The sequence below is a fragment of the Pseudomonas sp. GM49 genome, assembly GCF_000282355.1.
In the GTDB taxonomy this organism is placed as follows: domain Bacteria; phylum Pseudomonadota; class Gammaproteobacteria; order Pseudomonadales; family Pseudomonadaceae; genus Aquipseudomonas.
The window spans coordinates 1-23,862 of the sequence record NZ_AKJL01000285.1; the positions used below are offsets into that span (position 1 = coordinate 1).

At 61.7% G+C, this 23,862-nt stretch carries 25 protein-coding genes; 15 read left to right on the forward strand and 10 right to left on the reverse strand.

What is annotated here, in order from left to right; translation table 11 throughout:
- The 5 genes from speB to PMI29_RS04380 form a co-directional block, all read left to right on the forward strand.
- Nucleotides 1–988 (forward strand): agmatinase (gene speB, locus PMI29_RS04400; RefSeq protein ID WP_008002838.1); only part of this gene is annotated, 988 nt, incomplete at its 5' end.
- Between the two features lie 69 nt (nucleotides 989–1,057).
- Nucleotides 1,058–2,569 (forward strand): aldehyde dehydrogenase family protein, encoded by a 1,512-nt coding sequence (locus PMI29_RS04395; RefSeq protein WP_008002839.1) that lies wholly within the window; start codon nucleotides 1,058–1,060, stop codon nucleotides 2,567–2,569.
- Nucleotides 2,570–2,805: 236 nt separating this feature from the next.
- Nucleotides 2,806–4,380, forward strand: a complete 1,575-nt coding sequence (locus PMI29_RS04390; protein WP_008002840.1) for a purine-cytosine permease family protein — start codon at nucleotides 2,806–2,808, stop codon at nucleotides 4,378–4,380.
- Between the two features lie 17 nt (nucleotides 4,381–4,397).
- Complete coding sequence (gene betA / locus PMI29_RS04385) at nucleotides 4,398–6,086, forward strand: choline dehydrogenase (protein ID WP_033052684.1); 1,689 nt, start codon at nucleotides 4,398–4,400, stop codon at nucleotides 6,084–6,086.
- A gap of 208 nt (nucleotides 6,087–6,294) precedes the next feature.
- Nucleotides 6,295–6,753, forward strand: a complete 459-nt coding sequence (locus tag PMI29_RS04380; protein WP_008002845.1) for a GNAT family N-acetyltransferase — start codon at nucleotides 6,295–6,297, stop codon at nucleotides 6,751–6,753.
- Between the two features lies 1 nt (nucleotide 6,754).
- Here PMI29_RS04380 and PMI29_RS04375 read toward each other — a convergent pair whose 3' ends face one another.
- Nucleotides 6,755–7,072: an NIPSNAP family protein gene (locus PMI29_RS04375; protein WP_008002848.1), complete on the reverse strand. Its 318-nt coding sequence runs from the start codon at nucleotides 7,070–7,072 to the stop codon at nucleotides 6,755–6,757.
- A gap of 230 nt (nucleotides 7,073–7,302) precedes the next feature.
- Here PMI29_RS04375 and PMI29_RS04370 point away from each other — a divergent pair, with 230 nt between their 5' ends.
- Together PMI29_RS04370 and PMI29_RS04365 are read left to right on the forward strand one after the other, a co-directional pair.
- On the forward strand, nucleotides 7,303–7,965 hold the full coding sequence (locus tag PMI29_RS04370) for a hypothetical protein (RefSeq protein WP_008002850.1): 663 nt from the start codon (nucleotides 7,303–7,305) through the stop codon (nucleotides 7,963–7,965).
- Between the two features lie 68 nt (nucleotides 7,966–8,033).
- On the forward strand, nucleotides 8,034–8,372 hold the full coding sequence (locus PMI29_RS04365; protein ID WP_008002852.1) for a hypothetical protein: 339 nt from the start codon (nucleotides 8,034–8,036) through the stop codon (nucleotides 8,370–8,372).
- Nucleotides 8,373–8,689: 317 nt separating this feature from the next.
- Here the strand turns inward: PMI29_RS04365 and ppk2 are convergent, their stop codons facing one another.
- Nucleotides 8,690–9,607, reverse strand: coding sequence for a polyphosphate kinase 2 (gene ppk2, locus PMI29_RS32355; RefSeq protein ID WP_008002853.1), 918 nt, complete (start codon nucleotides 9,605–9,607; stop codon nucleotides 8,690–8,692).
- Between the two features lie 177 nt (nucleotides 9,608–9,784).
- On the opposite strand from ppk2, the gene PMI29_RS04355 reads away from it, so the two are divergent.
- The 4 genes from PMI29_RS04355 to PMI29_RS04340 all read left to right on the forward strand — a co-directional run bounded on the left by PMI29_RS04355 (nucleotide 9,785) and on the right by PMI29_RS04340 (nucleotide 12,222).
- Nucleotides 9,785–10,714, forward strand: coding sequence for a Ppx/GppA family phosphatase (locus PMI29_RS04355; RefSeq protein ID WP_008002855.1), 930 nt, complete (start codon nucleotides 9,785–9,787; stop codon nucleotides 10,712–10,714).
- A gap of 23 nt (nucleotides 10,715–10,737) precedes the next feature.
- On the forward strand, nucleotides 10,738–11,181 hold the full coding sequence (locus PMI29_RS04350; protein WP_008002857.1) for an arsenate reductase ArsC: 444 nt from the start codon (nucleotides 10,738–10,740) through the stop codon (nucleotides 11,179–11,181).
- A gap of 62 nt (nucleotides 11,182–11,243) precedes the next feature.
- A complete protein-coding gene (locus tag PMI29_RS04345) occupies nucleotides 11,244–11,645 on the forward strand; it encodes a DUF1801 domain-containing protein (RefSeq protein ID WP_008002860.1) in 402 nt (133 codons plus the stop codon).
- 187 nt (nucleotides 11,646–11,832) lie between these two features.
- A complete protein-coding gene (locus PMI29_RS04340; protein WP_008002862.1) occupies nucleotides 11,833–12,222 on the forward strand; it encodes a c-type cytochrome in 390 nt (129 codons plus the stop codon).
- Here PMI29_RS04340 and PMI29_RS04335 read toward each other — a convergent pair whose 3' ends face one another.
- On the reverse strand, nucleotides 12,223–13,080 hold the full coding sequence (locus tag PMI29_RS04335) for a LysR substrate-binding domain-containing protein (protein WP_008002864.1): 858 nt from the start codon (nucleotides 13,078–13,080) through the stop codon (nucleotides 12,223–12,225).
- Between the two features lie 134 nt (nucleotides 13,081–13,214).
- Between PMI29_RS04335 and PMI29_RS04330 the strand changes: the two genes are divergently transcribed.
- The 4 genes from PMI29_RS04330 to PMI29_RS04315 are packed head-to-tail and all read left to right on the forward strand — an operon-like array spanning nucleotide 13,215 to nucleotide 17,456.
- A complete protein-coding gene (locus PMI29_RS04330; protein WP_008002867.1) occupies nucleotides 13,215–14,267 on the forward strand; it encodes an agmatine deiminase family protein in 1,053 nt (350 codons plus the stop codon).
- 4 nt (nucleotides 14,268–14,271) lie between these two features.
- Nucleotides 14,272–15,180: an N-carbamoylputrescine amidase gene (gene aguB, locus PMI29_RS04325; protein WP_008002869.1), complete on the forward strand. Its 909-nt coding sequence runs from the start codon at nucleotides 14,272–14,274 to the stop codon at nucleotides 15,178–15,180.
- 1 nt (nucleotide 15,181) lies between these two features.
- Nucleotides 15,182–16,282, forward strand: coding sequence for an extracellular solute-binding protein (locus PMI29_RS04320; RefSeq protein WP_008002872.1), 1,101 nt, complete (start codon nucleotides 15,182–15,184; stop codon nucleotides 16,280–16,282).
- Nucleotides 16,283–16,331: 49 nt separating this feature from the next.
- Nucleotides 16,332–17,456: an agmatine deiminase family protein gene (locus PMI29_RS04315; RefSeq protein WP_008002874.1), complete on the forward strand. Its 1,125-nt coding sequence runs from the start codon at nucleotides 16,332–16,334 to the stop codon at nucleotides 17,454–17,456.
- Between the two features lie 149 nt (nucleotides 17,457–17,605).
- Here PMI29_RS04315 and PMI29_RS04310 read toward each other — a convergent pair whose 3' ends face one another.
- The 7 genes from PMI29_RS04310 to PMI29_RS04280 form a co-directional block, all read right to left on the reverse strand.
- The gene (locus PMI29_RS04310; protein ID WP_008002876.1) at nucleotides 17,606–18,034 is read right to left on the reverse strand and encodes a nuclear transport factor 2 family protein; all 429 of its coding nucleotides are present in this window, start codon (nucleotides 18,032–18,034) and stop codon (nucleotides 17,606–17,608) included.
- Nucleotides 18,027–18,770: an SGNH/GDSL hydrolase family protein gene (locus tag PMI29_RS04305; RefSeq protein WP_008002878.1), complete on the reverse strand. Its 744-nt coding sequence runs from the start codon at nucleotides 18,768–18,770 to the stop codon at nucleotides 18,027–18,029. Before PMI29_RS04305 ends, PMI29_RS04310 begins: the two co-directional genes overlap by 8 nt.
- 6 nt (nucleotides 18,771–18,776) lie before the next feature.
- Entirely contained in the window at nucleotides 18,777–19,349 is a 573-nt protein-coding gene (locus PMI29_RS04300) for a chorismate mutase (protein WP_008002880.1), read from the reverse strand.
- Between the two features lie 80 nt (nucleotides 19,350–19,429).
- The gene (locus tag PMI29_RS04295; RefSeq protein ID WP_033052682.1) at nucleotides 19,430–19,720 is read right to left on the reverse strand and encodes a DUF7693 family protein; all 291 of its coding nucleotides are present in this window, start codon (nucleotides 19,718–19,720) and stop codon (nucleotides 19,430–19,432) included.
- Between the two features lie 195 nt (nucleotides 19,721–19,915).
- Nucleotides 19,916–21,478, reverse strand: a complete 1,563-nt coding sequence (locus PMI29_RS04290) for an amino acid permease (RefSeq protein ID WP_008002884.1) — start codon at nucleotides 21,476–21,478, stop codon at nucleotides 19,916–19,918.
- Nucleotides 21,479–21,640: 162 nt separating this feature from the next.
- On the reverse strand, nucleotides 21,641–22,801 hold the full coding sequence (locus PMI29_RS04285; RefSeq protein ID WP_008002886.1) for an iron-containing alcohol dehydrogenase: 1,161 nt from the start codon (nucleotides 22,799–22,801) through the stop codon (nucleotides 21,641–21,643).
- A 3-nt stretch (nucleotides 22,802–22,804) separates the two neighbouring features.
- Nucleotides 22,805–23,862, reverse strand: a 1,058-nt coding sequence (locus tag PMI29_RS04280) for an aldehyde dehydrogenase family protein (RefSeq protein WP_008002888.1), incomplete at its 5' end; no start/stop codon positions are given.

Consider the following 23,862-nt stretch of genomic DNA (forward strand, 5'->3'; position numbering starts at 1 on the left):
TTATGAATCCGGTCGCCTGAACCTGCCATTCGTAGGTCATTGCACCTTTGGCAAATCCCCGGTGTGCACCGATTGGGATGCACTGGACGCCGACGTCGCGGTGCTCGGTGTGCCCAATGATATGGGCACCCAGTGGCGCTCCGGCGCACGCTTCGGACCACGCGGGATTCGCGAAGCATCGACGCTGTTTTCCTTCGGCCATGCCGGCGCCTACGACCACGAAGACGACGTGATGTACCTCACAGCATCGGACGTGCGCATGGTCGACGTCGGTGATGCCGACATCGTCCACACCGACATGGAAACCAGTAACAAGAACACCGAATACGCCGTACGCAAGATCCTCGATGCCGGCGTGATGCCGGTGGTGCTCGGCGGCGACCACTCGGTGCACGCGCCAGTGATCAAGGCCTTCGAAGGCCGCGGCCCGATCCACATCATTCACTTCGATGCGCACCTGGATTTCGTCGACGAACGCCACGGCGTGCGCTACGGCCACGGCAACCCGCTGCGTCGTGCTTCGGAAATGAACCACATTGTCGGCATGACCCAGATGGGCATCCGCAACGTGTCGTCGTCCAACCGCGACGACTACGAAGCGGCCCATGAAGCCGGCTCGAAAATCCTCTCGGTGCGTGATGTGCGTCGCCTCGGCGTCGAGGGTGTGCTGGCGCTGATCCCGCAGAACATCAATTACTACATCACCATTGACATCGACGGTTTCGACCCGTCCATCGCCCCCGGCACCGGCACCCCGAGCCACGGCGGCTTCCTCTACTACGAAGTGCTGGAAATCATCCAGGCCCTGGCCAAGCGCAGCAAGGGCAACATCGTCGGCATGGACCTGGTGGAAGTCGCGCCGGTGTACGACCCGACCGGCATGACCTCGATCCTCGCCGCGCAACTGCTGCTCAACAGCATTGGTTTTATCTTCCACGAACGTGGCAAGGTGCGGGCCGCCGCCGAGAGCGAGTCGACTCCAGCCTGATCATCGAAACCACAAAGCTCAGAAACCAGAGCCCCGGCAGGACCTGACTGCCGGGCAGTGAGAACAAAAATGGACACGATCGTCAAAAGTTACCTGCAAAAATTCGGCGTCAGCGAAGCCACCCAGACCTTTCTCAGCAAGGTCCAGAAGATGTTCATCGGCGGCGCCTGGGTCGAAGCCAGCGACGGCCAGACCTCCGATGTGATCGAACCTTCGACCGAAGGCCTGATCACGCGCATTCCCATGGGCACCACCGATGACCTGGACCGCGCCGTGCAAGCCGCCCGTGCCCAGTTCGACGGCGGCGCCTGGCGCCAGGCCAAACCGGCGGAGCGCGAGCGCATGATGCAACGTCTGGCCGACCTGATCGAACAGAACGCTGCCGAGCTGGCGGAAATCGAATCCATCGACATGGGCAAATCCGTGGCTTTCGCCAAGGACGTGGACATCCAGGGCACCGTCGATACCCTGCGCTACTTCGCCGGCTGGGCCACCAAGCTGCACGGCCGTACCGTCGAACCTTCGCTGCCGGGCAACTACCTGGCCTATACCCGCAAGGAAGCGGTCGGCGTAGTCGGCGCCATCGTGCCGTGGAACTTCCCGCTGCAGACCATGGCCTGGAAGCTCGGCGCGGCACTGGCGACCGGTTGCACAGTGGTGGTCAAACCCGCCGAGCTGACCTCGTTGTCGGCCCTGCGTTTCGCTGAACTGGTGCAGGAATCGGGCATTCCCGACGGCGTGATCAACATCGTCACCGGGCGCGGCAGTGTGGTCGGTGCGGCCATGGCCACCCACCCCGGCATCGACAAACTGACCTTCACCGGCTCGACCCCGGTCGGTCAGACTGTCGGCCGCGCAGCGCTGGATGACATGAAGCGCCTGACCCTCGAGCTCGGTGGCAAATCACCGGTCATCGTCTGCGCCGACGCCGACATCCCGGCCGCCGCCCAAGCGGTCGCCAACGGCGTGTTTTTCAACTCCGGGCAGGTATGCGACGCCGGTACACGGGCCTATATTCATAGCAGTGTCTACGACGAATTCCTGCGTGAGCTGATCGCCTACACGCGCACCCTGAAAATGGCCCCGGGCCTGGACCCGGACTGCTTCATCGGCCCACTGGTCTCGGCCCTGCAAAAGCAGCGTGTGACCGAGTACATCGAAACCGGCAAGGCCGAAGGCGCCGAACTGGTCTACGGCGGCCAACCGGTCGATGGCCCTGGTTTCTTCGTCGAGCCGACCATCTTCGCCCACTGCCGCAACGACATGCGCATTGTCCAGGAAGAGATCTTCGGCCCGGTGCTGGTCACTGCACCGTTCGACGATGAGGAAGAGGCACTGGCCCTGGCCAACGACTCGCCCTATGGCCTGGCTGCCGCACTGTATTCCAACGACCTGGGCAAGGTGCACAGCCTGATCCCGCGCCTCAAGGCCGGTTCGGTCTACGTCAACGCCCACGGCACCCTCGATCCGTCGATGCCGTTCGGTGGCTACAAACAGTCCGGATTCGGCAAGGACCTGGGCGCCGAGCAGCTCGATTACCTGCTCGAAACCAAGGCGGTGTGGATCACGCTGCCGGGCTGACGCTTGTCCTTTGTAGGAGCGAGCTTGCTCGCGATGGTCGCTAACGATAACGCTGGAAGCCTGATACCCCGCGGCGCTCCTGGCTTCATCGCGAGCAAGCTCGCTCCTACAGGTTCAGCGTCATTTTCGCCATTGGCGCCATCATTGATCAGGAACGGCAAGGACGCGCCCCGGGAGTCGTTCACCCGAAAGAACGCGGTTATCTCGTCATGATCTTCCAACAATAAGAGTCCATCATGAACACTAACGCCAAGTCCGCCACGAGCGTGTCCAGCCTCGACGAAAAATCCGTCGTCGAGGGGCATTCGATCGACTTCATCCCCGAGAACGAGCGCACCGACAAACTGTCGAGCCAGGGCCCGTTCTGGTTCCTCGGCAACTTCACGTTCTTCACCATGACCATCGGCTTCGTCGGCCCGAGCGTCGGCCTGACTGCGCTCTGGACCACGCTCGCCGGCACGCTGGGCATCATGTTCGGCACGCTGTTCATGGCGTTTCACGGTTCGCAAGGCCCGCACCTTGGTTTGCCGCAGATGATCCAGTCTCGCGCGCAGTTCGGCTATCGCGGGGTGATTCTGGTACTGCTCGCTACGCTGTTCGTGTTCGCCGGCTTCAACATCGTCAACCTGGTGCTGATGATGCAGGGGCTGCACACTCTGTTCGGATTCAATCCGGCGGTGATCGCGGTAGCGGTGACCATACCGGCGGCGGTGCTGGCGATTCTCGGCCACGACTGGATGCACCGCAGCTTCAAATGGGCGCTGTTCCTGTCGTTGCCGCTGTATGGCCTGGTAACCGTGGCGGTGTTGATGGGTTGGGTGCCGGACGCAGCCATGCCGGCGCTGGCGGTGGGCGAAACGGCCCCGGCGCCACTGGGTTTCAACTGGACCGGTTTCATCGCGCAGTTTGCGGCGGCCGCCAGCTACAACATCGCCTATGCGCCTTATGTGTCGGACTACTCGCGCTACCTGCCGAAGAACACTTCCAGCGGCAAGCTGATCGCGGTGGTGTTCCTCGGGGCGTCGCTGTCCGGTGCGTGGATGATTTCCGTGGGTGGCTGGCTGGCCGATCACCTGCACTCCACTGATGTGCTGGTGGCCCTCGGGCAAGTCGGCAACACCGTGTCGCCGCTGGTGGGCACGGCGGTGGTGGTCGTCACCATCCTGGCGTTCCTGCCGGTGATCGCGATGAACATCTACAGCGCCAAATTGACCACGCTGACCTGTGTCGACTCGATCAAGCACATCGAGCCAACGCGCAAGGCACGCATCCTGGCCATCGGCTTCGTGATCCTGCTGCAACTGGGCGTGGCCCTGAGCATCCAGAGTTCCGGCAAAGGCCTGTCGGTGCTGGGGATCTACCTGGTGGTGATGCTGTACTTCCTGGTGCCCTGGACCTCGGTCAACCTCACCGACTACTTCTTCGTGCGCAAGGGCCGCTACGCCATCCCGCACTTCTTCATGCCCCACGGCAACATCTATGGCAGCTGGGGACTGCGCGGTATCGCAGCCTATGCCATCGGTTTTATCTCGATGATCCCGTTCTTCTACATCTTCGATGGTGTTGAACAGCGCGAGGTGTATGTCGGCCCGCTCGCCAAGGCACTGGGCAGCATCGACATCGCCTGGCTGGTCGGGCTGATCGTCTCGGGCCTGGCGTACTACTGGCTGAGCCGCTCGATCGATCTCAAGCGCGAAGAAGCGGTGATCCAGCACATCGAAAAAACCTCCCCGCAATACACCACCGGCGACACGCTGACCCACAAACAGCAGCCACCGCGGGTATTCACTGAATCGACGGTCGGGAGATAACTATGACCACGCAAAGAATGACCACGCAAAAATACGACTACATCATCATTGGCGCAGGCTCGGCAGGTTGTGTGTTGGCCAACCGCCTGAGCGAAGACCCGGCCACCTCGGTACTGGTCCTGGAGTTCGGCGGCAGTGACAAGAGCGTAGTGATCCAGATGCCCAGTGCCTTCTCGATCCCGATGAACACCAAGAAGTACAACTGGCGCTACGAGACCGAGCCGGAAACTTACCTCAACGGCCGGCGGATTCACTGCCCACGGGGCAAGGTGCTGGGCGGTTCGTCGTCGATCAACGGCCTGGTGTACATCCGTGGCCACGCGCTGGATTTCGACGAATGGGAATCCCTCGGTGCTGAAGGCTGGGGCTATCGCAACTGCCTGCCGTACTTCAAGCGCGCCGAAAGCTACGAGTCGGGTGGTGACAACTATCGCGGGCAGACCGGGCCGCTGCACACCACCAACGGCAACCACATGAAAAACCCGCTGTACGGCGCCTGGGTCGAAGCCGGTGCGGAGGCGGGTTACATCAAGACCGAAGACTGCAACGGCTACATGCAGGAAGGTTTCGGTGCCATGCACATGACCGTGAAAAACGGCGTGCGCTGTTCCACGGCCAACGCCTATCTGCGCCCGGCCATGGGTCGTCCGAACCTGACGGTGATCACCCATGCGATGACCCGCCAGATCATCCTCGAAGGCAAGCGGGCGGTGGGGGTCATGTATGACCACGGTGGCCAGACTCACCAGGTGTATTGCAACCGCGAAGTGCTGATCTCGTCCGGGCCCATCGGTTCGCCGCACCTGCTGCAACGCTCGGGTATCGGCCCGGCGGAGGTCCTGCGCAAGGCCGGGATCGGCGTGCGCCATGACCTGCCGGGGGTAGGGGAGAACCTGCAGGATCACGCCGAGGTGTACATCCAGTTCGGCTGCAAGGAACCGGTGACCCTCAACAGCAAGATGGACCCGCTGAGCAAGCTGATGATCGGTCTGCGCTGGCTGCTGTTCAAGGATGGCCTCGGCGCCACCAACCATTTCGAGGCCGGTGGCTTCATCCGCTCGGAGAAGGGCCTGCGCTGGCCGGACATCCAGTTCCACTTTCTGCCGGCGGCGATGCGCTACGACGGCAACAAGCCGATCAAGGGCCATGGCTTCATGGTGCTCACAGGTCCCAACAAACCGAAAAGCCGTGGTTATGTGCGGGTGCGTTCGGCCGACCCGTACGAGCATCCGGAGATTCGCTTCAACTACCTGCAACGGGAAGAGGACCGCGAAGGCTTCCGCCGCTGCATTCGCCTGACCCGCGAGATCATCGGCCAGAAAGCCATGGACCGCTTCCGCGACGGCGAAATCGCCCCGGGCGCGCAGGTGACCAGCGATGAAGACCTCGACGCCTTCGTGCGTGACAACCTGGAAAGCACCTACCATCCGTGCGGTTCGTGCCGCATGGGTGAGGACGACATGGCGGTGGTCGACTCCGAATTGCGCGTGCGCGGCATCGCCGGCCTGCGGGTGATCGATTCGTCGGTATTCCCGACCGAGCCGAACGGCAACCTCAATGCGCCGACCATCATGCTCGCTGAACGGGCGTCCGATCTGGTGCGTGGCGTGAAGATGCTGCCGGCGTCGGATGTGCCGGTGGGGTTGGTGGAAGGTTGGGAAAGCAGCCAGCGTACGTCGTTGCCGGGGCGTAACGTGCGGGTTTGACCACAATCCACAATCAATGTGGAAACCTAATGTGGGAGCGAGCTTGCTCGCGATGGCGGTGGATCAGTCACATCAATGTTTAATGTGCTGCCGCCTTCGCGAGCAAGCTCGCTCCCACAGGGATCTCGGTGCTTTCAGAAAATTTTACGCTGCTGGTCCTTGGCCATTGCTAGTCTGTAAATCCTTGAGACCGCAATGGAGCACCCTTATGGCTATTGAAGCCCTGCGCGCCGATGCATCGCACATCGACCAGATCGCCCCTTTGTTTGACGCCTACCGGATGTTCTACAAGCAGCCGTCGAATCTTTCGCAATCGCGAGCCTTCATCGCCGAGCGGCTCGCCCGGGATGAATCGGTGATTTTTCTTGCCCGGGACACCGACGGTGAAAACCTCGGGTTCGTCCAGCTGTTCCCGACCTTTTCCTCCATCGACGCCCACCGCACCTGGTTGCTCGGTGATCTGTTCACCACGCCCGCCGCCCGGGGCAAAGGCGTCGGCACACTGCTGATGAACACCGCCCGCGACTTTGCGAAGCTGGCCGGCGGCAAGGGCATGACCCTGGAAACCGCCACCGACAACTTCACCGCCCAGCGCCTGTATGAATCCCTGGGCTGGGTGCGCGACCCCGGTTACTACACCTACTGCCTGGATCTGAAAAAAGACTGACTCAGCGATCCTGCTCGCCGAACACCGGCCGCATGAATGAACGCTCATAGCTGAGGATGAATTTTCTCTCTTCGGCGTACTTGAACGCCGCGATGCAGTCCGGATCGCTCATCGATTGCTGCCGGTAATGTTCGTACGCCGCCAGGCTCGGGAAAGTGAACAGCGCCAGGGCGATGTTGTTGGCGCCTTCAGACGGCAAAAAGTAGCCGTGGTGCTGGCCGCCGAACTTCTCCACCAGGGGGATCCACAACTTGCCGTAGTGCTCGAATGCGTCGAGCTGGTAGGGATCGAGCACGTATTTCAGGTAGCAGGTCACCATTGTTTCGTTCCTTGATCAGGTTTTGAGGGCAGTCGCCACTGTAATCAACAGTGGGCGCCCGGCACAGCCGCTTGTTCGACATTGACCGGCAGGTTTGCGCCAGAGGCCTGCGCTGGCGCCGCCGCACTATTGGTTCAGTCAATAGTCACCATCAAGAATCGCAAGTTCTGTTTTTTGCGCAAAGGCGGAAAATTGCCTGCATTGAACACGCTGCTCAAGGAACCTGCGCGATGAAAATCTTGACCCGACTGGCTGTGATTGCCCTGTTGCTGGGCAGTGTTGCGTCCACCGCATCGGCCTTTGCCGCCGATACAGCTGACTGCCATTTGCCGCCCATTACCGGCGTGAATGCAGGGCTGCAATACGGTCAGACGGTCGGGGTGCTCTACAGCGCAAATACCGTGGAAAACCTGCAATACCTTGAGCAATACCACTCGGTGGCGGTGAATGGCGCGAAAAACGCACTGGATGCGCGGATTCGCCAGGCGTTCGTCAACAGCTCCGATCCGCAACTGGCGATCGACTGGCTGATGAGTTCGCTGCACAAGACCTTTCTGTCGGTGACGGTCTACGACAACCTCGATGCGCTGGTACAGGCCCACCCGGACGTGGTGGTGATGCTCGATACCCACAACCAGTTGCTGACCCAGCGTAACGACCGGGTCGAGGCGCGTTTCGCCGCGCGGTTCTACGACGCCAACCTGCAATACATCGGCAAGGCCGAAGGCGCGGTGGAAAAACAACTGCCGTCGGTGTGGGTGCATGACAAGGCCGCCCCCGAGATCGCCGCGCAAATCGAACAGCAACGCGACCTGCAACTGACCGCGCTGAAACAGTTCGATGCGTCGTTGAAGGCGCTGGTAACGGCCGGTTTAACCGCAGCAACAAATTAATAAGCTCCGACGTCCGTTGAGCGGCGGGCAACCCAATCCACCGTGGAATTCTTTTCAGGACCTGATTCATGCGCACTGTTTTTGCCCCGACCCTGGCCTTCGCCTCGCTGCTGCTGGCCGGTTGTGCCACGCCGAACAATCCGACCATGACCTTGCAGACCAGCAAGTCGCCCGAGGAGTACACCCATTGCGTGGTGCCGAAGTTGCAGCACGATGCGCTGGCGCCCACGGTGTCGCAGACCCAGCGCAGCTACCGGATCGTCGTTTCGAGCAAAGTGGCGGCGGACAACGTGCTTGAAACCTATAAAGCCTCGAATGGCGGCAAGGTGTTCCTGTACGAACGCAAGCTGCTGGCCTCGGCGTTCGTGCCATCGACGTTCGAGCGTGCGGCGCAGGAATGTCTGTAAGCGCAATTTCAGGCAAAAAAAAGCCGCCGGGAGAGGCAGAATTGTAGGAGCCAGCTTGCTGGCGATGGACTCAAATGCGCTGCGTTTATCCAGTACACACGCGTTATCGTTAACGACCATCGCTGGCAAGCCAGCTCCTACAAGGGATCATGCCCACGCTGAAAATGAAGTGACCTCCAAACCAGTGAAGGCACAAAAAAAAAGCCGCCGGGAGAGGCAGCAGAAAGTTAAAGCACGCATTGGATGAGCAGAGTATGGCGCCCACTTCATGACGATTCGATGACAAATGAACAATTGTGGTGTGGGTCAAACTGAGTTCAGTAAACCTCCGGCACGATGATTTCCTGTGGTACAGGCCCCCGCGAATAGTCTTTCTGGCGCTCGCGCTGCGGCAATTCAATCACCGGCAACTCGACCTCTTCATAAGGCATCTGGCCGAGCAGGTGATGGATGCAGTTGAGCCGGGCCTTCTTCTTGTCGTCGGCCTGCACCACCCACCAGGGCGCTTCGGCGATGTGGGTGCGTTCGAGCATGATTTCCTTGGCCTTGGTATAGGCCTCCCAGCGGCGGCGCGACTCCAGGTCCATGGGGCTGAGTTTCCACTGCTTGAGCGGATCGTGAATGCGGCTGAGAAAGCGCAGGTTCTGTTCCTGGTCGGAAATCGAGAACCAGTACTTGATCAACTGGATGCCGGAGCGGGCAAGCATGCGCTCGAATTCCGGGACGGTGCGGAAGAACTCTTCGTACTGGTCGTCATTGCAGAACCCCATGACCTTTTCGACCCCGGCGCGGTTGTACCAGCTGCGGTCGAACAGCACGATTTCCCCGGCGGCGGGCAAGTGCGAAACGTAGCGCTGGAAATACCACTGCGTGCGTTCGCGGTCATTGGGCGCGGGCAGGGCGGCCACCCGGCAGACCCGGGGGTTGAGGCGCTGGGTGATGCGCTTGATCACGCCACCCTTGCCGGCGGCATCACGGCCTTCGAACAGGATCACCACTTTGTGCCCGGTCTTGACCACCCAGCTCTGCAATTTCACCAGTTCGCCTTGCAGGCGAAACAGTTCGGCGAAGTAACGGCGCCGGGCTTCTTTCTCGCTGCCATCCTCAATGTGTTCATCGAACAGTGCGTCCAGGTTGTGTCCGTCTTCCGATAATTCCAGTTCCAGCTCTTCGTCACTGATATCGAGCAGCTCGCGGTGAATGCGCTGGATCAAGGTGTCCTGATTGGAAAGCATGGTGAGACACTCGCGTCGTGGATGGCACAGCCGATGCTAGTCACAGTTTGTTACGAAGTGGTGATGCCCGGTGGTGTCATCTGGGTGTCATCGAAGCCATGGCAAGATCCTCGCAATCCGTCTTGAGTGCCCGTCGGCCACCAGCCTGCCGGCAGATGAATGTGCAAGGAACCCCGTATGAAAGACGCCCCGCTGTTTGCCGCCATCGATCTGGGCTCCAATGCGTTTCGCATGATGATTGGCCAGTCGGTGAGACGGAACCAGCAGATGGTCATCCAGGAAGTGAAAACCCTGCGTGAACCGGTGCGTCTGGCCGAAGGCCTGCAGGGCGGGGCGCTCGATGAATTGGCGCTGGACCGTGGCTGGCAGGCGCTGGCGCGATTTGGCAAGAAGTTGCGCGGTTTCGAGGCCGGGCGGGTGCGGGCGGTGGCCACCAGCGCGGTGCGCGAAGCGGACAACGCGCCGCTGTTCCTGGCCAGTGCCGAACGGCACCTGGGCTTTCGCATCGACGTCATTTCCGGTCAGGAAGAGGCGCAACTGGTCTATGCCGGCGTGGCCCACACCTTGCCGGCGCAAAGCACGCGGCTGGTGGTGGATATCGGTGGTGGCTCCACGGAAATGATCATCGGCCGTGGCGACCAACTGCTGGTCACCGAGAGCATTGCCATCGGCAGCGGAACCTTCGGTGCGCACTATTTCCATGGCGGGCGGATCGTGGCCGAAGCGCTGCTGGAGGCCGAACGCGCGGCCACGGTGCAATTGGAGCGCATTGCCCGCCGTTACCGCGCCATGGGCTGGCAGCAGGCGATCGGTTCTTCAGGGACGGCGCGGATGCTGGCCAAGGTGCTCAAGGCCAACGGCTTGAATGATGACGGTCAGAGCGGCATCACCTACGGTGGCCTGTTGCGCCTGTCGTTGCGGCTGCTGGAAGTCAAACATGTGAAACACCTCAAGTTGGCGGGTTTGCCCACCCATCGCCTGAGCATTTTGCCCGGCGGTCTGGTGGTGATGCTGGCGGCGTTCAAGGTGTTCGGGATCACGCATATGATTGCGTCTGAACCGGGTCTGCGGTTCGGCGTGCTGCATGGATTGATGAGCAAACACTAAAGTCCGCCAGTCGAGGTAAACCCATGACCGCCCCCCGTCGCGTGCTGTTCGTCTGCGCCAGAAACGATGTCCGCTCACCCATGGCCGAAGCCCTGCTGCGCCACATCGATCCTGCCGACTTCCAGGCCTTCAGCGCCGGGCTCGAGGCCAGCGAGATCGATCCACGCACGTTCGAGTCCCTGGATCACATCGGTGTCGATACCGGTGGCTTGCGCAGCAAGTCCCTCGAAGATTTCGAAGGCCAGGAGTTCGACTACGTCATCACGCTGTGCGACAAGTCCTCCGAAGAGGCCGCGCGCATGCCGTTTACCGCTGAAGTGATGGTCTGGAGCTTCGAAGATCCGACCACCAGCGAAAGACACGACCCGTTCCGCCATACCCTCCAGGAAATCGGCGACCGCATCAAAATGTTCGTCACCGTGAAAACCCGCCCCGTGCCCCAGGCGCCGTCAGTCAGCGAATCCTGAAAACCTTCGAACACCGTCTACCCTCATCGGTCACAACCATCATGATGAGGGTGCAGACGGTGATGAAAACGGACAAGGTTGAATCTGACGAAGCTTCGGCACTGATCGACGAGCGAATCCGCGAACTGGCCGACTGGCGCGGCGAAACCCTGTCCCGCATCCGCAAGATCATCCACCAGGCCGACCCCGAAGTGATTGAAGAATGGAAGTGGCGGGGTGTGCCGGTGTGGTCCCATGCCGGCATCCTGTGTACCGGGGAAACCTACAGGCAAGTGGTGAAGATGACCTTCGCCAAGGGTGCGTCGCTGGATGATCCGTCGAAACTGTTCAATTCAAGCCTTGAAGGCAATACCCGCCGTGCGATTGATATCCACGAGGGTGAGGCGATCGATGAAAAGGCGCTGAAGGCGTTGGTTCAGGCAGCTATTGTGCTCAATACATCCCGAACCCAATCCAAAAAGTAAGCCATACACAAGTCCCTGTGGGAGCGGGCTTGCCCGCGAAGAGGCCATCACATCCAGCACAGTAGGTGACTGATACATCGCATTCGCGGGCAAGCCCGCTCCCACAGGGTCCGTGTTGACCCGATATCTTGGGATATCCTCGACGGACATGTTCCAATAGCGAGCATTCGCAGACTGGAAACGCAACATGAAGAAAATCGCCGCCCCGACCCTCGCCCTGGCGCTCACCGCACTCCTGTTCAGCACACCCACCCTTGCCGCGGGCGATGTCCAGGCCGGGGAGAAAGTCTTCAAGCGCCTTTGCAGTGGCTGCCACCAGATCGGCGAATCGGCTCGCGCCTTCTTTGGCCCGCAGCTCAATGGCGTGATCGGCCGCCACTCCGCCGTCACCACGGACTATGTGTATTCCGACGCGATGAAATCAGCCAACCTGGTCTGGGATCGCGAAACCCTGATCGCCTACCTCGAAGCACCGAAAAAAGTCGTGCCCGGTACCCGCATGATTTTCTGGGGCCTGAGCGATCCGGAAAAAATCGAAGACCTGTTGGCCTATCTGCAAACTTTTCCGGCGCAGTAATCACTCGCCCAGGTTCTCCACCAGCCATTGAGTGAAGCTGCGCGCCATCGCCGTGTTCTCGCTGTCGCGATGTGTCAGCAGGGCCCAGTTCGGGCCGCGGATGGTTTGTTCCACCATCGGCTGCAACAGCCCGGTAGCTCGCGCCTGTCGACTCAGCAACTGGCTCACCAGCGCAATGCCGAGCCCGGTGCAGGCTGCGTCCAGCAATAACCCCGGATCGGAAAAATTCAGCCCCTGATCCATCTGCCCCACATCAATCCCCGATTCCACCGCCCAGTGGCTCCAGTCCATTTCCCGCTCGCCATGCAGGGTGGTGCGCTGTTCCGCCGGCACCGCCAACAGGCTCGGGTGGCACGCCGGGTAGAGGCGGTCGGCGTGCAGCACCTTGAAACTGCATTCGGCCTGGGAACTGATGTCGTCGCGCACCGCCAGGTCGATGGTCTGGCTGGCCATATCCGGCACTTCATCGGTGCTGAAGATCCACAGATCGACTTGCGGATGCTGGCGACGGAAATCCCCCAAACGCGGCAACAACCAGTGCCGGGCGAACGCCGGGGTGGTGTTGAGCACCAGTTGATTGGGTTTCTGGTACTGCCCCAGCCGGCGAATACCCACCGCCAGTTGCTGCAACAACGCCTGGGTGGTGCTGAGCAGATCGTGACCGGCATCGGTCAGGCTGACGCTGCGCCCGCTGCGATAGAACAGCGGTTGTTCCAGGTACGCCTCAAGGCTGCGGATCTGCTGGCTGATCGCCGACTGGGTGAGGTGCAACTCTTCGGCGGCCTTGTGAAAACTGCCCAGCCGGGCGGCGGCTTCGAAGCCGCGCAGAGTGCTCAGGGGCGGCCAGTGTTTGAGCATATCGATAAGTTCCTCTAATCAGTTGCCTGCAAAATCCATCGTTTGTTTGCCCGTTTTGTCAGCCGTAGCATGCATGCCAAGACCGCCAAGGCAGTTTTCATTGAACACAATGACTTAACTTAGAGGTGCTTGTCATGCAGCAGAACGTTATTCAAAACAGCGGTTGGATGATGCCAGCCGAGTGGGTCACCCACGCCGCCACCTGGATGGTCTGGCCGCACAACAAGACCCTTTGGGAGTCGGGCTGGCGGGTGACGCTGCCACAGGTTCAAGAAGACTTCGCCCGTGTAGCGAACGCCATCGCCCGCTTCGAGCCGGTGAAACTGGTGGTCGATCCTTCAGCCGTCGCCGGCGCCAAAGCCTTGTGCGGGCCGAACATCGAATTGATCGAACTGGCGGTCAACGACAGCTGGTGCCGTGACTCCGGCCCGAGCTTCGTCTGCCACCCGCAGCAAGGTGTGGCCGGTGTGAGCTGGCGCTTCAATGCCTGGGGCGGCAAGTCGGCCCACGATCTGGACGAAAGCCTGGCCCGCCGTGCACTCAATCATTTGGGCCTGGAGTGTTTCGGCACGGCGCTGAGCAACGAGGGTGGAGCTATCCATGTGGACGGCGAGGGCACGCTGATCACCACCGAGTCGGTGCTGCTCAACCCCAACCGCAATCCGGGCGTGACCAAGGCCGAGATCGAAGAAATCTTCAGCCGTCTGCTGGGCGTGAAGAAAACTATCTGGCTGCCGGGTGATCCGGACTACGTGACCGGTGACATGACCGACGGCCACGTCGATGGCGTGTGTGCCTTCGCCCGCCCTGGCGTGTTGCTGGTGGACGCCACCCACGACCAACAATCGGTGTACGCCGAAGTGGCCCGGGAGAACCGTCGCGCCCTTGAACTGGCCACCGACGCCCAGGGCCGCCAGTTCGAGCTGATCGAACTCTATGAAGCCACCGATGCGGTGGACACCGAGGCCGAAGTGTTCTGCGCCTCCTACACCAATTTCTACATCGCCAACGGCGCGATCATCATGCCGGCCTACGGCATCGATGCCGATAATGTCGCCGCCGAAGTGCTGGCGCAGGCGTTCCCCGGTCGCGAAGTGGTACCGGTGCGGATCAACCATCTGGCCCATGGCGGCGGGGGCGTGCATTGCATCACCCAGCAACAGCCGGCCTGGCCGGTGCGGGGTTGATGCCATGACACTGTTGACCATCGCCACCACGCAAATGCCCTGCACCTGGGACCTGAAACACAACCTCGATCAAGCCGAGCAACTGGTCCGCGAGGCCGCGGCCAAGGGCGCGCAGGTCATCCTGTTACAGGAGCTGTTTGCCACGCCGTATTTCTGCATCGAGCAACACCAAAAACACCTGGCGCTGGCCGAGGAGTATCGCGACAGCCACGTGCTCAAGCGCTTTGCCGCATTGGCGAAAGAGTTGGGCGTGGTGCTGCCGCTGAGCTGGTACGAGAAGGCCGGCAATGCCTACTTCAATTCGTTGAGCGTGGCCGATGCCGATGGGCGCTTGTTGGGTGTGTATCGCAAGACTCACATCCCCAATGCCATCGGCTATCAGGAGAAGGAATACTTCAGCCCCGGCGACAGTGGTTTCCGGGTCTGGGACACCGCGTTCGGGCGCATCGGCCTGGGCATCTGCTGGGACCAGTGGTTCCCCGAGACCGCGCGCTGCCTGGCCTTGATGGGCGCCGAAGTGTTGTTGTTCCCGACCGCCATCGGCTCCGAACCGGGTTGTGCAACCCTGGATTCGCGCGATCACTGGCAGATGACCATGCGCGGCCACGCCGCCGCTAACCTGCTGCCGGTGGTGGCGGCCAACCGTGTCGGCCGGGAAGCGGCGACCACCGACCCGGCCCTGCAAATGAACTTCTATGGCTCGTCGTTCATCTGCAATCACAAGGGCAAATTGCTCGCCGAAGCCGATCGTGACAGCACCGGCGTGCTGGTCCACACCCTGGACCTGGCGGCCATGCGCGAAGACCGCCTGACCTGGGGCATCTACCGTGACCGCCGTCCGGAAATGTACGGCGCGTTGCTGACCCAGGACGGTCGCCAGATCCACTCACGCTGGGCAACCCAAGGGGTGTGACATGAACACGATCAACAAGCTGTGCCTGGCCACGGGGCTGGCGCTGACCTGTGCGGTGCCAGCGCTGCATGCCGAGGAGAAAACCCTGCGGCTGTACAACTGGGCGGATTATTTTGCCGAGGACACCCTCGGCAAGTTCACCGCCGAAACCGGGATCAAGGTGATCTACGACGTCATGGATGGCAGTGAAACCCTGGAAGCCAAGATGCTCGCTGGTGGCAGCGGTTACGACCTGATCTTCCCCGGCGACACCGTGGCTGAACGCCTGATGCGTGCCGGCAGCCTGCAACCGCTGGATCAGTCCAGGCTCACTGCCCTGAATGACGTCGAGCCCGGATTGCAGAAGCTGCGCTCGCACTATGAGCATTCGAGCCAGGCCACGGTCCCGTACACCTGGGGCACCATCGGCCTGACCTACAACGCCGACCAGATCGCCCAGCGTGTGCCGGGCGCACCGGTCAACAGCCTGGACATGCTGTTCAAGCCGGAGCTGGCGGCGAAGTTTGCCGATTGCGGCATCTCGATGATCGACTCGCCGGACGAAGTGCTGGCGGTGGTGCTCAACTACCTCGGCCGCGACCCGCGCAGCGGCAAACCGGCAGACCTGGCGGCGGCCAGTGAGTTGCTGATGAAGTTGCGGCCGTACGTTCGTAAATTCCAGTCGCAACCGGTGACCGACCTGGTCAATGGCAACCTGTGCATGTCCCTCGGCTACAGCGGCGACATGACCCAGGCGCAGCGCACGGCCGACAGTGCCGGCAAGAAAACCACCTTCCACTACCGCATTCCCCGCGAAGGCACCACAGTGTGGATGGACACCATGGCCATTCCCGTCGACGCCCGGCACCCGGAATACGCCTACGCTTTCATCAACTTCGTGATGCGCCCGGAAAACATGGCGGCCATCAGCAACTTCACCGGCTACCCGACCTCCAATGCCAAGGCGCGGCCGGACGTCGATGCCGCGATGCGCAACAACCCGGACATCTACCTCGATGAAGCCACCTACGCGCGGCTGATACCCGGCAAGGACATTCCCCAGGCCGACATGCGGGCACGCATGCGCACCTGGACCAAGTTCAAGACCGCTACCGTTAAATGATCACCGGCCGGCCAGCGGGCCGGCCAAACCCCGAATTTCAGGAAAACACATGCCGACTCGTCGAACATTCATCAAGCAGGTATCGGTTGTCGCCGCAATGGGCGCGGTGGCGTCCATGGGGTTGGGTTTTGCCTCCATGCCGGTGCGAGCGGCCGGCAAAGGCAATTGGTACATGCCCGATGAAGGTGACAAACACCAGCGGGCCTTCATCGCCTTCGGCGCACAGGCCGCGATCTGGGAGGATTTCACGCCCCACGTGCAAGACGCCCTTGGCCGGATTGCCCGCAGCATTGCCGAATACGAGCCGGTCACCGTGTTCTGTCGCCAGAGCGAACGGCGCCTGGCCGAAGCCAAATGCGGCGGCCACAACACGACCTTCGTGATCGCCGAGCTGGATGACATCTGGATGCGCGACATCGGCGCCAATTTTGTCGTCGATGGCAACGGCGACCTCGGCGCCGTGGACTTCAACTTCAACGGCTGGGGCAACAAACAGCAGCATGAGGACGATGCGCAATTGGCCGCCCTGGTCGCGGAAAACGCCAAGGCGGATTACCGGCGCAGCGAACTGGTGGGCGAGGGCGGTGGCATCGAAGTGGACGGCCACGGCACCGGGATCATGACCGAAAGCAGCTGGATCAATCGCAACCGCAATCCCGACTGGAGCAAGGCCGAGGTCGAAGCAGAACTGAAAGAACGCCTGGGCCTGCGCAAAATCATCTGGCTGCCGGGCATCAAGGGCAAGGACATCACCGACGCCCACGTCGATTTCTATGCGCGTTTCGTCAAACCCGGTGTGGTCATTGCCAACCTCGACAACGACCCCGAGTCCTACGACTACAAGGTCACTCGCGCCCATCTGCAGATCCTGGAAAACGCCACGGATGCCGATGGCCGCAAGTTGCAGGTGCATACCGTGTCGCCACCGCTCAACCCGCGCAACAGCCGGTTCAGCAAGAACAACCAGGACTTCGCCGCCGGCTACATCAACTACTTCGTGATCAACGGCGCGATCATTGCTCCGCAGTTCGGCGACGAAGAAGCCGATGGCAAAGCCTTCGACCTGTTGTCCGAACTCTACCCGGACCGCAAGGTGGTGCAGCTCGACATCGACGCGATCTCCTCGGGCGGTGGCGGCATTCACTGCGTGACCAGTCATCAGCCGAGGGTGTGATGATTTCAGGCTCTACACAAAACCTGTAGGAGCGAGCTTGCTCGCGATGGACGTTAACGATGCCGCGTGTTTACTGACTAAACGCGGCGCTCTTGAGTCCATCGCGAGCAAGCTCGCTCCTACAGGGGGGGAGTTGGTGAATCGGGAAATCAGGCCTTGCTGGCCTTCAGATAAGCACCGAGCCGCCGCCCCATTTCCTCACCCAACGCCTGCAAGCCACTCAGCGGCCGCACCATCACTTCGAACTCGACGATCTTGCCCTGTTCGTTGAAGCGGATCATGTCGATGCCCTTCAGCTCTTTCTCGCCGACTCTGGCGCTGAATTCGAGAATCACGTTCAAGCCATCCGCCGTCGCCAACTCGCGGTGATAGGCAAAATCCTCGAACACGTTCACGACCGTATTGAGGATCATCGACACCACCGGCGCCCCCGGATACGGCGTGTGCGCCATCGGCGAACGGAACACCGCCTGCGGATCGAGCAATTCGGGCAAGCCGCTCAAGTCGCGGTTGCCGATCATCGCGTGCCACTGCTTCAGGGACGCTGCGACATTGGGGTTCAGGTTCAGCTCAGACATCTTCAACTCCTGTTTTTATTGTTGTGGTGCGAAAGCGTTGGTCGATAACCCTGGCGGCATCGTCGGCCCATTGACGGTAGAGCAGCGGCCCCGGATGAAAACCATCGCTGGCCATCAAGCCCGGTGCGGGTGCCAGCGGGGTTGTCAGCATCGTACATTGATCCACACGTTCCGCCAGATCCGCCAAATGCGCATTGAAACGACGCGCCCTGAAACCCAGAAACCAGCGCAGCGGCTGGGGCAGGGCGGGGAACAGGTGCATCGGCGGAAGCGGCGACAGCACAACCTGCCTCACCGCGAATTTGTCGCACAACAGCGCCATCAAGCGCTGTTGCCGAGCCAGCCACTGATCAATCGCCAGTGTGCCGGTGACATCGTTGACGCCAATCGACAGCAGCGCCACATCGAACGGCTCGGGGGCGTGATGTTCGAGCAGCTCCAGCAGCCCTTGGGAATCCAGACCCGAGCGCGCCCAGAGTTTCCACGCCACCTGATAATCTTCAGCCAGGCGCTCGACCAGCCGACCGCTGAGGGCTTCGCCTTGAGTCGCCGCACCCACACCCGCAGCGGCGCTGTCGCCGACAATCAACAACCGCAGAACATCGCCGCTGCCGGCCTCGCCCTGGCGTTCACCTTCGGCCTCCGGCAGCCTCGGCGTCATTCGTCTGGTGTAGAGACCTTGCGCAAGCAACACCGGGCCGAGCAGGATTTTGGCGAGGGTTTCAATCCGGTTCATATGACGTTATCGCCCTGCAATACACAGCTCTCCGGTCGCACGAATCATCGCCTGGTCATGCAGGTAATCCTTGGTCAGCGCGGAGCGTCCGGTGGCCAGCCATTGCGGGCAGTTCGGGTCTTTGCGGTAGGGCAGGAAATCGGCGTACTGCTGGAGCAGCAGGTTTTGCAGGTTGTCGAGCTTGGGCCGGATGTCGTTGTTGAGGTCCGGCCGCGGTGTGTCCGGCGCCTTGTGCGCCGCTTGCCATTGCGCGAGCCTGCCGTATTGCACCAGTTTGCTGGCTTCGATCTGGGCGGCGATCAGATTGGCGACATCGTCGGGGTCGAGTTTGCGCTGGGTGGCTTGCATGCGGGCGTTGGCGATGACTTGCGCTTCCCGGGCGTTGTCCTGGACCGGTTTGCCGCTGTCCCACTTGGTCAGCGCCACCAGCTCACTGATGTACAAGCGCTCATTCATCGTTGCCAGCAAGGGTTGCAGGGCATCGGGTGCCGGGGGCGTCGTGCCGGCCTGGGCTGCGCCAGCGAACAAACCGAGCAGGGCGCAGGCCAGCCAGTGCGGCAGGCGTGGGGAACGGGGCATGGGCAGTACCTCCTTGGACGCAGAAATCACTCCGGCTGTGTATCACAAGTGCGGCCCGGGAACGATAGGTAGCGCAGGGTTCAGGCCAGCAGCCGTTCAATCTGCGCCAGTTCCCAGGTGCTGAGTAAACTCACCGGGTCGGTGCCGAAGCGCTGCCCGTTGTCGAACACATATTCACGGCCATCGGGGCATTGGCCGTGCAGGCAGTGGCGCAAGTGGCCGGCGTCGACGTCGAGCAACAGGCGCCAGCCGTCGATGTCGACCAGCACATGACCAGACTCGTCAGCGTCATCGACTCGCTGGAACGTGCGAATCCCCTGGGCGGCATCGCGCAACGGCTGGTAAACCTCGCGGGCGGTGAGGGCGGGCACAGGTGTCTCCGGGGTGAAGTCGGGGGGAGGCACAGGATAGATCATCAGCCTGCAAAAAAGCCCGGTTGATAAGGCCCGGACCTTGTAGGAGCGAGCTTGCTCGCGATGGACTCAAGGGCGCCGCGTTTAACCAGTAAACAAGCGTTATCGTTAACGACCATCGCGAGCAAGCTCGCTCCTACAGTGATTCGGCTATCAGCTTGCGCTTTGTTTATTCAACGCCGCTTCCGCCGCGGCGATTTCAGCCTGGCGCTTGACGATCATGTCGCCCACCGGTGGCCCCTGGAAGCGCCGGGCTTCAAAACCGAACCAGACGATGGCCGTCAGGATCAGGAAACCGATGGTGATGTACAGCGCCCAATCGTTCGGTGGCTGGATGCCGATGACGAAAATGATCACCATCGCCAGGACCGAGAGGATGGCGAACACCGAGTACCAGAATCGCCCCATGTTCCACGGCCCCATGGTCGGCCACTTCGACGTCCCGTAGGTAAACAGGCCGAGCACGATGGGAATGGCGAAGGAAAAGAACAGGAAGATCACCGTGCAGGACACCACGATCGTGTAGACCGGCGTTGCCCCGATCGAGATCACCGACGATCCCCAGTCGAACAACACCGCGAGGGTGGCACCTGTCCAGATGGCCGCGACCGGGCTGCGATGGGTCGATGAGACCGACGACAGCGCTTTTGAGCAGGGCAGGCCACCGTCACGGGAAAACGCGAAGATCATGCGCGAAACCGAGGTGACCGTGGCCAGCCCGCAGAGCACCTGCGAGATGAAGATCGCCACGTAAAGCACCAGTTTCAGTGTCGGGTTGACTTGGGTGTTCATGGCCCAGAAAAACACGTTCCAGCCTTGTTTGGCCGCCTCGTCCATGTTCGGCAGCATCAGCACGAACGCGCTGAGCATCAGCCAGCCGAACAGCAATGACCAGACCACCGACATGACCATGCCGCGCGGCACAGACATGGCCGCATTGCGGGTTTCCTCGGAGGTATGCGCGGAGGCGTCATAGCCGGTGATGGTGTAGATCGGCAACAGCAGGCCGAGCATGAACACCCAGCCGTTGGAGACCTGCGGCCAGACGCTGCCACCCGCCTCGCCGGAATAGTTGCCGAAGGTCCACAACCGCGCGAATTCATAGCTGGGTGCCGATATCAGGCAGACGATGGTCAGCGCCAGCGCCGTGGCGAAGATCAGGTAACCGGAGAAGTCGGTGAGCTTGGCCGTCAGGCCGATGCCCAGGTGGTTACACAAGGCCTGCAGGCCGGTGAGGATTGCCAGGAAAATCACCCGGACCGTGGTTGTGTCCTCCATGCCCAGTGCCGGTCCGAAGGCGCCGAAAAAGAAGTAGTAGGTGCCGACGTTGATCGCGCCCAGCACCGTGACCAGCCCCAGCAGGTTGAACCACGCGGTCAGCCAGCCGGTGAAGCGGTTACCGAGGATCGAGCCCCAGTGGTACAGGCCTCCGGCGGTGGGGTAGGCCGAGGAAATCTGCGCCATGGCCATGGCGAATACCCCGGAGATCAGGCAGCCGATCGGCCAGCCAATCCCGATGGATATGCCACCCGCGCCCGAGGTGCCCTGGGCCAGCGAGTTGATGCCACCCGAGAGGATGCAGATGATCGAAAAGGAAATGGCGAAGTTGGAGAAAACCCCCATTCGTCGTGAGAGTTGCTGGGCGTAGCCCATGCTGTGCAGCACCTTGACGTCATCGTCGTGTGTGTCGGTGCCGGGCTGGCTTGCTGGGTTCATGATGTGTGCCCTTTGTCAGGTGTTGGACAGGCCGAACTGAGCCGCCGTAGGCTCGACCTTGGTTTTCTGTAGGAGCGAGCTTGCTCGCGATGGGTTTGAGGGTGACGCGGGGTGTCAGGCTCCCCGCGTCATCGTTGACGTTCATCGCGAGCAAGCTCGCTCCTACAGACGGCCGCGATACGCCGCTGCAAAAATTTCCGCCACGCCGTCCCGGGTCAATGGCAATGGGTTGCCGCCGGCAGAAGGGTCGACGATCGCCATGTCGGCGATCAGGTCGGCCTGTCGGTCATCCACGCCCAGTTCAACCAGCGTATGGGGCACGCCGATGTCCTTGCGCAGCTTGAGGACGAAGGCCATGAAACTGTCGAACCCCGGCGAGGGCAGGCGCAGGTACGCCGCCAGGCGGGTGATGCGTTCCTCGATGGCGCTACGATTGAATTGCAGGACATAGGGCATGAAGGTGGCGTTGGTCATGCCGTGATGGGTGTCGTACAGCGCACCCACCGGATGCGAGAGCGCATGCATCCCGCCCAGGCCTTTCTGGAATGCCGTGGCGCCCATTGCCGCCGCCGCGAGCATTTGTGCGCGCGCCTCAAGGTCCGACGGCGTGTGTACCGCTTTCACCAGAGCGTTGGCCACCAGGCGCATGCCTTCCACGGCAATGCCGTCGGCCAAGGGATGAAAACCGGGGGCGCAGTACGCTTCCAGGCAATGCGATAACGCGTCCATGCCAGTGCCGGCGGTGACCTTGGCGGGCATGCCGACGGTGAGGGCCGGGTCACTGATGACTACGCGCGGCATCATTTTCGGGTGGAAGATGATGCGTTTGGTGTGGGTGCGTTCGTCGATGATCACCGCCGCGCGACCGACTTCGGAACCGGTTCCCGCCGTGGTCGGCACCGCAATGACCGGGGCGATGCGGCTGTCGTCGGCGCGGGTCCAGTAGTCGCCGATGTCTTCGAAGTCCCAGACCGGGCGGGTCTGGCCGCTCATGAAGGCAATCAGCTTGCCCATGTCCAGGCCACTGCCGCCGCCGAAAGCGATCACGCCGTCGTGCCGGCCGGCGCGCCAGGCGTCGAGCCCGCCGGCCAGGTTGGCTTCCACCGGATTGGGCTTGAGATCACAGAACAGCGCCACGCCCAGACCGGCGGCGCGCAATGCGTCGAGTGCCGCCGTGGTGATCGGCGCGCGGGCCAGGCCGCTGTCGGTCACCAGCAAGGGGCGCTGGATACCCTGGCTGCGACAGACCTCGGCCAGTTCGGCGATGCGCCCGACACCGAAACGAACGCTCGTGGGGTAGTTCCAGTTTCCTGTCAGGTTCATGGTCTACACCTCGTGACGCAGATGAAAGGATTTGGCCCGGGTCAGGTGCTCGTAGCCCAGTGGCGACAGGGTGACACCGCGCCCGCTGTTCTTCACGCCGGTCCAGGCCAGTGCCGGGTCCAGGTAATCGCAGCGGTTCATGAACACGGTGCCGGTGGCGATCTCGTTGCCCAGGCGTTCAGCCGCTGCGAGGTCCTGGGTCCAGATGGACGCGCTGAGTCCGAACTCACTGTCGTTCATCAAGGCAATGGCCTCCTCATCGCTGGCCACCGGCATGATGCCGACCACCGGGCCAAAGCTTTCGTCGCGCATGACCGACATTTGATGGCTGACATCGACCAGGACCTGCGGCGCGAGGTAGGCGCTGCCCGGCACGTCGGCGGTAAATGCCTGCGGATCGATCAGCGCCGTCGCGCCCTGGGCCAGCGCTTCGGCGATCTGGCCACGAACGAAAAATGCGGCACCCGGTGTCACCAGCGGACCGAGGGTGGTTGCTTCGTCCAGCGGGTTGCCCAGCACGTACTGGCGGGTCAGTTCAGCGAAGCGCTCGACAAACACCGGGAAGATTTTCTGGTCGACGTAGATGCGTTCCACGGCGCAGCAACTCTGCCCGGAATTGAAGAAACTGCCGTCCACCAGGTTTTCCACTGCATGCTCGAGGTTGGCGTCAGCCCGCACGTAGGCCGGATCCTTGCCGCCGAGCTCCAGGCCCACGCCGAGGAAGCGTCCCGTGGCGGCGCTTTCCATGGCCTTGCCGGCATCGACTGAACCGGTGAAGTTGACCTGCTGTACCCGGCCCGAATCAATGATCGCGGCGGTCTGCCGATGATCGAGCAGCAGGTTATGGAACAGGCCGTCCGGCAGACTGGCGCGGCGCATGGCCTCGGCGAAACGCTCACCCACCAGCAGGGTTTGCGACGCATGCTTGAGGATCACGCTGTTGCCGGCCATCAGCGCCGGGATGATCGTGTTCACCGCCGTCAGATAGGGGTAGTTCCACGGCGCAACCACCAGCACCGTGCCTAGCGGCTCGCGTTTGATGTAGCGTCGAAAACCCGCCA

Bases quoted from the DNA above. Each gene is read 5' to 3' on its own strand.
- PMI29_RS04380 (WP_008002845.1), top strand. From the start codon at position 6,295: ATGGCTATTGAAGCCCTGCGCGCCGATGCATCGCACATCGACCAGATC.
- PMI29_RS04335 (WP_008002864.1), bottom strand. From the start codon at position 13,080: ATGCTCAAACACTGGCCGCCCCTGAGCACTCTGCGCGGCTTCGAAGCC.
- PMI29_RS04340 (WP_008002862.1), top strand. From the start codon at position 11,833: ATGAAGAAAATCGCCGCCCCGACCCTCGCCCTGGCGCTCACCGCACTC.
- PMI29_RS04365 (WP_008002852.1), top strand. From the start codon at position 8,034: ATGCGCACTGTTTTTGCCCCGACCCTGGCCTTCGCCTCGCTGCTGCTG.
- PMI29_RS04350 (WP_008002857.1), top strand. From the start codon at position 10,738: ATGACCGCCCCCCGTCGCGTGCTGTTCGTCTGCGCCAGAAACGATGTC.
- ppk2 (WP_008002853.1), bottom strand. From the start codon at position 9,607: ATGCTTTCCAATCAGGACACCTTGATCCAGCGCATTCACCGCGAGCTG.
- PMI29_RS04300 (WP_008002880.1), bottom strand. From the start codon at position 19,349: ATGCCCCGTTCCCCACGCCTGCCGCACTGGCTGGCCTGCGCCCTGCTC.
- aguB (WP_008002869.1), top strand. From the start codon at position 14,272: ATGACACTGTTGACCATCGCCACCACGCAAATGCCCTGCACCTGGGAC.
- PMI29_RS04310 (WP_008002876.1), bottom strand. From the start codon at position 18,034: ATGTCTGAGCTGAACCTGAACCCCAATGTCGCAGCGTCCCTGAAGCAG.
- PMI29_RS04345 (WP_008002860.1), top strand. From the start codon at position 11,244: ATGAAAACGGACAAGGTTGAATCTGACGAAGCTTCGGCACTGATCGAC.
- PMI29_RS04330 (WP_008002867.1), top strand. From the start codon at position 13,215: ATGCAGCAGAACGTTATTCAAAACAGCGGTTGGATGATGCCAGCCGAG.
- PMI29_RS04320 (WP_008002872.1), top strand. From the start codon at position 15,182: ATGAACACGATCAACAAGCTGTGCCTGGCCACGGGGCTGGCGCTGACC.
- PMI29_RS04390 (WP_008002840.1), top strand. From the start codon at position 2,806: ATGAACACTAACGCCAAGTCCGCCACGAGCGTGTCCAGCCTCGACGAA.
- PMI29_RS04355 (WP_008002855.1), top strand. From the start codon at position 9,785: ATGAAAGACGCCCCGCTGTTTGCCGCCATCGATCTGGGCTCCAATGCG.
- PMI29_RS04370 (WP_008002850.1), top strand. From the start codon at position 7,303: ATGAAAATCTTGACCCGACTGGCTGTGATTGCCCTGTTGCTGGGCAGT.
- PMI29_RS04315 (WP_008002874.1), top strand. From the start codon at position 16,332: ATGCCGACTCGTCGAACATTCATCAAGCAGGTATCGGTTGTCGCCGCA.
- betA (WP_033052684.1), top strand. From the start codon at position 4,398: ATGACCACGCAAAAATACGACTACATCATCATTGGCGCAGGCTCGGCA.
- PMI29_RS04395 (WP_008002839.1), top strand. From the start codon at position 1,058: ATGGACACGATCGTCAAAAGTTACCTGCAAAAATTCGGCGTCAGCGAA.
- PMI29_RS04305 (WP_008002878.1), bottom strand. From the start codon at position 18,770: ATGAACCGGATTGAAACCCTCGCCAAAATCCTGCTCGGCCCGGTGTTG.
- PMI29_RS04285 (WP_008002886.1), bottom strand. From the start codon at position 22,801: ATGAACCTGACAGGAAACTGGAACTACCCCACGAGCGTTCGTTTCGGT.
- PMI29_RS04290 (WP_008002884.1), bottom strand. From the start codon at position 21,478: ATGAACCCAGCAAGCCAGCCCGGCACCGACACACACGACGATGACGTC.
- PMI29_RS04375 (WP_008002848.1), bottom strand. From the start codon at position 7,072: ATGGTGACCTGCTACCTGAAATACGTGCTCGATCCCTACCAGCTCGAC.